At 59.5% G+C, this 7,480-nt stretch carries 5 protein-coding genes and 1 rRNA gene (1 of these 6 cut by a window edge); 4 read left to right on the forward strand and 2 right to left on the reverse strand.

Going from position 1 to position 7,480, the window contains the following annotated elements:
• The first annotated feature begins 140 nt into the window (after nt 1-140).
• From ACLIMP_RS17500 to ACLIMP_RS17510, 3 genes are all read left to right on the forward strand, one after another.
• Nucleotides 141-2,837 (forward strand): TonB-dependent receptor, encoded by a 2,697-nt coding sequence (locus ACLIMP_RS17500; protein ID WP_054434984.1) that lies wholly within the window; start codon nt 141-143, stop codon nt 2,835-2,837.
• A 202-nt stretch (nt 2,838-3,039) separates the two neighbouring features.
• Nucleotides 3,040-3,954: a dihydrodipicolinate synthase family protein gene (locus ACLIMP_RS17505; RefSeq protein ID WP_054434986.1), complete on the forward strand. Its 915-nt coding sequence runs from the start codon at nt 3,040-3,042 to the stop codon at nt 3,952-3,954.
• Nucleotides 3,955-3,964: 10 nt separating this feature from the next.
• The gene (locus ACLIMP_RS17510) at nt 3,965-4,963 is read left to right on the forward strand and encodes a 4-hydroxyproline epimerase (protein WP_054434988.1); all 999 of its coding nucleotides are present in this window, start codon (nt 3,965-3,967) and stop codon (nt 4,961-4,963) included.
• A gap of 44 nt (nt 4,964-5,007) precedes the next feature.
• Here the strand turns inward: ACLIMP_RS17510 and ACLIMP_RS17515 are convergent, their stop codons facing one another.
• Together ACLIMP_RS17515 and ACLIMP_RS17520 are read right to left on the reverse strand one after the other, a co-directional pair.
• Nucleotides 5,008-5,802 carry an ABC transporter ATP-binding protein gene (locus ACLIMP_RS17515; RefSeq protein WP_324699823.1) on the reverse strand — a complete coding sequence of 265 codons (795 nt, stop codon included), beginning with the start codon at nt 5,800-5,802 and terminating at the stop codon, nt 5,008-5,010.
• Nucleotides 5,796-6,752: a FecCD family ABC transporter permease gene (locus ACLIMP_RS17520; protein ID WP_231635525.1), complete on the reverse strand. Its 957-nt coding sequence runs from the start codon at nt 6,750-6,752 to the stop codon at nt 5,796-5,798. The genes ACLIMP_RS17515 and ACLIMP_RS17520 overlap by 7 nt, the downstream gene beginning before the upstream one ends.
• 642 nt (nt 6,753-7,394) lie before the next feature.
• Here ACLIMP_RS17520 and ACLIMP_RS17525 point away from each other — a divergent pair.
• Nucleotides 7,395-7,480, forward strand: a 16S ribosomal RNA gene (locus ACLIMP_RS17525); it runs 1,403 nt beyond the window's last position.

Raw genomic sequence — 7,480 nt, forward strand, 5'->3', positions numbered from 1 at the left:
CCGAAACAGGAATTACTCAGACAAAAATGTTTCCGAACCGTCACAAATACCTTGACTCGATTCAGATATCGTAAGACGTATACGATATAAACAACAGGTGTCATGGCGGAGGCACCGCGAGCCAAACAGGGGGTTTTGCGATGATTTCTCTCAAAATTTTGAAGCTTTCGACTGCATTGAGTTCGCTGGTCGCCATGGGGGCGGCCGCTCCTGCCTGGGCGCAGGATTCCTCTGCCAGCGAATCTTCTGACCAGAGTATTGTCGTCACGGGCGTTCGCGGGAGTGTAGAGGCTGCCGCGACGAAGAAGCGCAAGTCCAAGCAGATCGTGGACTCCATCGTTGCTGAAGACGTCGGTAAGCTTCCTGACAACAACGTCCCCGAGGCGATTGCCCGTGTCACCGGTGTTCAGATTTCTCGCGAACACGGCGAAGGCGCCGAGATTTCTATTCGCGGCATGACTGACATCTCTACCACCATCAACGGAAATGACGCAGCCAGCGGCGTCGATCGTTCGATGAACCTGTCAGACATTCCTGCGGAATTGCTGAAGTCTGTCGAAGTCTACAAGACCCGCACCCCTGACCAGATTGAAGGCGGTATTGCGGGAACCGTGAACGTCGAACTGCGGCGGCCGCTCGATCTTGACAGGGGCCTGACCGTCGCGGGAAGCTTCCGTGAAGTATTTTCCAGCATCGGTAATACCAAGAGCCCTTACGGAAGCTTGCTGGTCGGAGATCGCTTCGACACCGGTCTTGGCGAGATGGGCTTCCTGGTCAACGCTTCCTACACACGCAATCATTACAATGAGACGTTCCTGGAAAGCGAGACACCTGGCGTCTTTGCAGGCACGGATCTGAACAGCCTTCCTGCAGATCAACGGACGACGACGATCGTTCCTTACGCGGTTAACTACGGTGTCGAAGAAGGCCGCATTTCTCGTCCTTCAGTCAACGCAGTCTGGCAATGGCGCGCTAGTGACCAACTCGATTTCGTGCTGGAAGGTAATTATTTCAGCAGCCGTGAGAAGCGTAGCAGGGACCGCCTTCATCTGGTCGCCCGTAACGGAACCTATAACCTTTCCGATATAACCTACGCCGACAACGGAAATGCCGACTATCAGACCGTTCAAGGCCTGACTGTCACGCCTGCAACGGGAATTCTGGCTGGTGGTCCGGAGGCGTACTACGAGAAGGTAAAGTCCGAAAACTACGGCGGCAATTTCGAGACGCACTGGCACAACGATCAGACGCAGATCAATTTCACGGCGCAGTACAATAAGTCGCGTCGTGAAAACTACGGCATCCTCAGCGTCTACCGGTTCTCCACTGCTCAGAGCGCCACCTTGGACATGGATACGGATGTGGGCTCCGGTCGGGGGCCGTACATGGTCTTCAATGGTGTCGACCTGACCGACCCCAGCGAGTATCTGTTAAGCAACCTGCATGACGAGCGCAGTGTCGAGACGAGCCGCAGTCTCTCAAGCCAGGTGGACCTGACGCAAAAGCTGACCGAGACGGGGCTGTTGCGCAGTTTCCAGATGGGGGCTCGCTACAGCAATAGGAAAATCCGCTTCACGAACGGCTACCGGGACAGTTCGCCTCGCGTTGCTGGTTCGTCGCCGACGCTGGACGACCTGGGCTACGATTACACCTCCACGACTGCCCATGTTTCGGGCTTTGATGGCCCGACCTGGTTCAATCTTGACGGCGCCAGCCTGCTGAACAATTTCGATGCCGTTCGCTCATGGCTCCAGTCGACGAGCACGACCGGCGCCGATTGGTCGACAAGATACCCCGATCTCTCGGTTGGTAACGGTTACGGTTCGAGGGAGCAGACGTTTGCTGTCTATGGCCAGTTCAATTATGCCTTCGATGCCGGTGTCCCTGTCGATGGCGTGTTCGGCGCGCGTGTCGTCAACACGTGGGGGATTAGCGACAGCGTTCAGACCCGTTTTGATGCCAACTGGAATCCAACCGTTACGACCTCGTCCGGTCGCGGTAATTTCGTAGACGTGTTGCCGAGCTTCAATGCCATTGCGCACTTTACCCCGAAGCTTCAATTGCGACTGGCCTGGACGAAGAACGTGCAGCGCGTCGGCTTCTATGAACTCCGCCCAAGCCGCGTCATTGAGCTCAACAATCTTACTGTCTACGCGGGCAACCCGGATCTCAAAGCTTATACCGAAAATAGCTTCGACGCTTCTCTTGAGTATTATTTCGGCCGTGCAGGATCAATTTCGGTCGCGGCCTATCTCAAGAAGCCGAAGGGCTATATCTATTACAGTGTGGCGCAGGAATACGTTCCGGAGTTCCCGGGTGCCGTGGGCGTCCCCAACGGAAGTGTCTGGACCAATCGCAATGCAGGTGGCGGCACTTTCCAAGGATATGAGATCGCCGGCCAGACCTTCTTCGATTTCCTGCCTGGCATCCTTCGTAACTTCGGGGCATCCGCAAACCTGACGTACCTTGCAAAAGGTAATATCGATTATCCCGATGGATCAGACAATAATGCCATTGGCATGTCCAAGATTACCTATAATCTTGCACTTTACTATGACACTCCTGAGTTCAGCGCGCGCGTGGCTTGGAACTATCGGTCGCGTTATCGTACCGGTGTGTTCTCCGATTATCCCGAATTTTCGCCGTACATGGATGCGACGTCGCGCCTTGATGCTGCGATCAATTACACTCCGGTCAAGTTTCTCACGCTTAGCGTTGAAGGCACCAACCTCCTCAAGAACAATGCGCAGATGTGGTGGGGCAAGGACCGTCTCTTGCCGTATGGCGTCCGCCTTCAGGCACGAACAATTCAGACCAGCGCTCGCTTCCGCTTCTGATTCGTGCAGTTCATGTATTAGGATGGAAAGCCGCCCCGGAGGACCGGGGCGGCTTTTTATTTGGAAAGGCTGCCTGATCTGCGCTGATGCTGCGCTTCTGACCGTGCCGGAAAAGACTGCCACGATGCAAAGATTGCAATTGTCGAGCGTTTCGTAATATCGTATACGATATTTCAATTCAGAGAGAGTAGGAAGAACTTACATGGCAATTGGTTGGAAGGGCGTGTTCCCGGCGGTCACCACGCAGCTCCGTGAGGACCTGTCGATCGACCTCGCCGACACCCAGCGCGTCGTCGACGATCTCATCAACGACGGCGTGACCGGTGTGATCGCGCTCGGCACCGTGGGTGAGAACAACTCGCTTGAGTATGACGAGAAGGTCCAGGTTCTTTCGGCCATCGTCGAGGCGGTGAACGGCCGCGTTCCCGTCGTCACCGGCGTTTCCGAATTCGATACGCGCCGCGCCGTGCGTTACGCTCAGGCCGCCGAAAAGGCCGGCGCCGATGGCCTCATGCTGCTGCCGCCGATGGTCTACGTGCCCAAGGCGCACGAACTCGTCGCGCACTTCAAGGGTGTTGCCGAGCAGACCGCCCTGCCGATCATGCTCTATAACAACCCTCCGGCTTACCGCACCGTGATCGACAAGGACGTCCTTGCCGCTCTGGTCGACGTGAAGAACATCGTCGCGGTCAAGGAATCGGCGCCGGACACCCGCCGCTTCACCGATTTCAAGAACATCTTCGGCGATCGCTACACGCTGTTCGCGGGCCTCGACGACGTGGCTCTCGAAGGTCTCTACCTCGGCGCGCAGGGCTGGGTTTCGGGTCTTACCAACGCTTTCCCGAAGGAATCGGTCGAGCTGGTCAAGGCGTTCGAGCGCGGCGATCACGCCAAGGCCATGGAAATCTATCGCTGGTTCATGCCGCTCCTCCACCTCGACGCCGACCACGATCTGGTCCAGTCGATCAAGCTGGCAGAGCAGGTCATGGGTCGCGGTTCGGAGCGCGTGCTGCCTCCGCGCTACGTCCTTGAGGGCGAACGCCGCGCTCAGGTGATCGCGATGGTCGAAAAGGCCGCTGCAACCCGCCCCGACCTGACCGTCGCGGCAGCAGCATAAGGGAGCGTCGATGCGGCACACTTTCTTCTGCATCGACGGCCACACAGCCGGTAACCCCGTTCGCCTCGTGGCGGGCGGGGCTCCGCTGTTGAAGGGCGCCTCCATGTCCGAACGGCGGCAGGACTTCCTGTCTCGCTTCGACTGGATTCGTACCGGCCTGTGCTTCGAACCGCGCGGGCACGACATGATGTCGGGCGGCTTCCTCTATCCGCCGACCGATGCCGCCAACGACATCGGCATCCTTTTCATTGAGACGTCGGGCTGCCTGCCGATGTGCGGCCATGGCACTATCGGCATGGTGACTTTCGGCCTTGAACACGGGCTGATCCAGCCCGCAACGCCGGGCAAGCTGCGCGTCGAGGTTCCGGCAGGCGTGATCGAGATTGCCTATGAAACCGAAGGCCAGAAGGTCACTTCGGTGCGGATCACCAACGTCCCTGCCTATGTCGCCGAACGCGGCATCGAAGTGGACGTGGAGGGCATCGGCCCGCTCACCATCGACGTGTCCTACGGCGGCAACTACTATGCCATCGTCGAGCCGCAGGGGAACTACACCGGTCTCGACGATCTTGGCGCCTCGCGCATCGTTGAGCTTTCGGGCCGCATCCGCGAAGCCGTGCGCGAGAAGTACGAGCCGGTCCACCCGCTCGATCCCACGATCCGCGGGGTCAGCCACGTGCTATGGGCCGACAAGCCAAAGCACGAAGGCGCCGATGGCCGCAACGCGGTGTTCTACGGTGACAAGGCTATAGACCGCAGCCCCTGCGGCACGGGCACTTCGGCTCGCCTTGCGCATCTCCATGCAACCGGCCGCCTCAAGGTTGGCGAGCGCTTCGTGCATGAGAGCTACATCTGCAGCCGTTTCATCGGCCGGGTGGAGCAGGAAGTCACGCTTGGCGACAAGCCTGCGATCATTCCCTCGATCGAGGGCTCGGCGATCGCCACGGGCTTCAATACGATCTGGATAGATCAGGCCGATCCCTTCTGGGCCGGTTTCCAGGTAAAGTGATGAAAAGGAGGGGAGCGTTTCCCGCGTTCCCCTCCTTTTCAGTTTCAGGACCAGTCCCCGCTTTCGCGTATGCGTTCGAGCGGAACGACGAACGGCGCGGGGCCGGTCATGTCGACCTGGCTCCTTATCCCGTAGACGGTGCGCAGCCGCTCGGCCGTCAGTACCTCCCGGGGCGCGCCTTCGGCTACCAGCTCTCCCTTGTCGACAAGCAGCAGCCGGTCGCAATAGCGCGCCGCCATCGTGAGGTCGTGAAGAACGGCGACGACCAGCTTGCCGTTCCGCGCTTCGCCGAGGAGCAGTTCCATCACGTCGATCTGGTGGCCGGGATCGAGCGAGGCGAGGGGTTCGTCCGCCACCAGTGCTCCCGCTCCTACGGCGAGCGCGCGGGCGAGCATGGCCCGCGCACGTTCGCCGCCGGACAACTCCGTAGCGACCCGTCCGGCCAGATGGGTTACGTCGGCGCGTTCCATGGCCTCTTGCACGATGGCCTGATCTTGTGCCGATATCTTCGACATCGGTCCGAGATGCGGCAGCCTGCCCAATGCAACAAGCCGCTCGACCGTAAGCGGCCAATGCAGCGTCTGTCCTTGCGGCAGGTAAGCTATCCGCCGTGCAATATCGCGCGGGGCCAGCGATGTCAGTGCTTCGCCGTCGATATGGACTGCACCTTCGCGCAGCGGGAGAAGCCCCAGTATCGCCCGCACCAAAGTTGATTTCCCGGCCCCGTTCGGCCCGATGACGCCAACCAGTTCTCCGGGCTTGAGGTTTGCGTCAATCCGGCGCACCACTTCGCGGCGGCCCAGGGAGACCGAAAGGCCCTTGATGGAGATATTTACCACAGGCGGCGCTCCCTGAGCAGGTGGAAGAGAAAGACCGGAACGCCAAGGAAGGCCGTCACCACACCGAGCTTGAGTTCCGCGCCGGTTGGAATGACGCGCACGAGAATGTCTGCGCCCGTCAGCAATACCGCTCCGCCCAGCATCGAGGGCAGGAGAAGAGCGGAAGGGCTTCGGTCGGTCAGCGGACGGATAAGATGCGGAACGATCAGGCCCACAAAACCGATCGCGCCCGAAACGGCCACTGCCCCGCCGACACCGATCGCAATGCCCAGCATCAGTCGAAGCCGCGTGCGGGCGAGATCGACACCAAGCGACCGCGCTCCGTCTTCGCCCAGCGAAAGCGCATCGAGGGCAGTGGGATTGGCAAGCAGCAGCGCGCTGCCGGCCAGAACACAGGGCAGGGCGATCCAGACATGCTCCATCGCCCGGTTCTCGATCGAACCGAGCAGCCAGGACATTATCTCCATGGCCGCGAAAGGATTGGGCGAAAGGTTGAGCGCGAGGCTGATTCCGGCACCTGCCAGGGTGGAGACGGCGATGCCCGCAAGGATCAGGCTCAACGGGCTTTCCGAACGACCTGCCAATGCAAATAGCAGGATGAGCGCAAGGAGGCCCATTGCGATGGCAAGCAGGGGAAGCATGGCGGGGTGCCATTCCGAAATGCCGAAGTAGAGTGCTATCACTGCGCCGAGCGCCGAAGCATTGGATGCGCCCAGTACCGATGGTTCGGCAAGTGGGTTTCGCAGATAACCCTGAAGCACGGCGCCGGCCAGGCCAAGCATCGCGCCTACCAATAGACCGAGGAGGGTGCGTGGCATGCGCAGTTCGAACAGAATTGCGCGGGCAACCTGGTCGTCCGTTGAAATCAGCGCGTGGCCGAGGCGACCGAGGCCCAGCGAGACTGGGCCGATGCCGAGCGAAGCAATCGCCACGAACAGTGTGGCGATCAAGAGCCCGGGAATGAGCGCGGGATGTCTTGATGGCAGAGTTGCGGGGTGTCGCACTATAACCTCGGATCGATCGGTTCCCCGTCAATCGGGTGCCCCGGGGCGGTGTTGAGGCAGGGCAATGACATGGCCCTGCCGGAAAATCCATATCGTGCGAGCGCTCGCTTCTTTGAGCCGGGGCTGGACAGTCGCGCCGGAAGCTTTGGCGCACCGCTGTGCTGCCAAAGCCGCGGAATGCGCCCTTTTTCCCCTGAGTGTCATTTTTTTGAAAAAGGGGTGTTGACCGAATCAAGGGTGGGACTTAGAGGGCCTCTCACCGCAGCGGACCACACGGTTTTGCAGCGGTCGCCACCAGCTACGGGCAACTTGCTCCTCGAGGTAAAGATCGGGGACGGATGGTTGTCCGGTTGTTTTGTCGGCGGGTCCTTGATGGGACTGCTCTTTGACATTGTAGGTTTTAGATGAAGGGACATGTGGGCGACGGCGCCTGGTCCGGGGGTCTTTGGGCTCCGGTAACCAGTATGAAGTCGATGCCTCATATGTCCTAACGTAACCATACGTTTTACATAGTGCAGGTATCGGCTCCCGAAGTTCGATTGCCTGGGTTGGTTGGCCTTAGGGTTGGCGCCTTGGTGATTGTGACAGAAACTTGAGAGTTTGATCCTGGCTCAGAACGAACGCTGGCGGCATGCCTAACACATGCAAGTCGAACGAGATCTTCGGATCTAGTG

The organism is Novosphingobium aeonii (assembly GCF_052279045.1).
Lineage (GTDB): Bacteria > Pseudomonadota > Alphaproteobacteria > Sphingomonadales > Sphingomonadaceae > Novosphingobium.

Coding starts and splice junctions, on each gene's coding strand:
- ACLIMP_RS17500 (WP_054434984.1), top strand. CDS start 141: ATGATTTCTCTCAAAATTTTGAAGCTTTCGACTGCATTGAGTTCGCTG.
- ACLIMP_RS17505 (WP_054434986.1), top strand. CDS start 3,040: ATGGCAATTGGTTGGAAGGGCGTGTTCCCGGCGGTCACCACGCAGCTC.
- ACLIMP_RS17510 (WP_054434988.1), top strand. CDS start 3,965: ATGCGGCACACTTTCTTCTGCATCGACGGCCACACAGCCGGTAACCCC.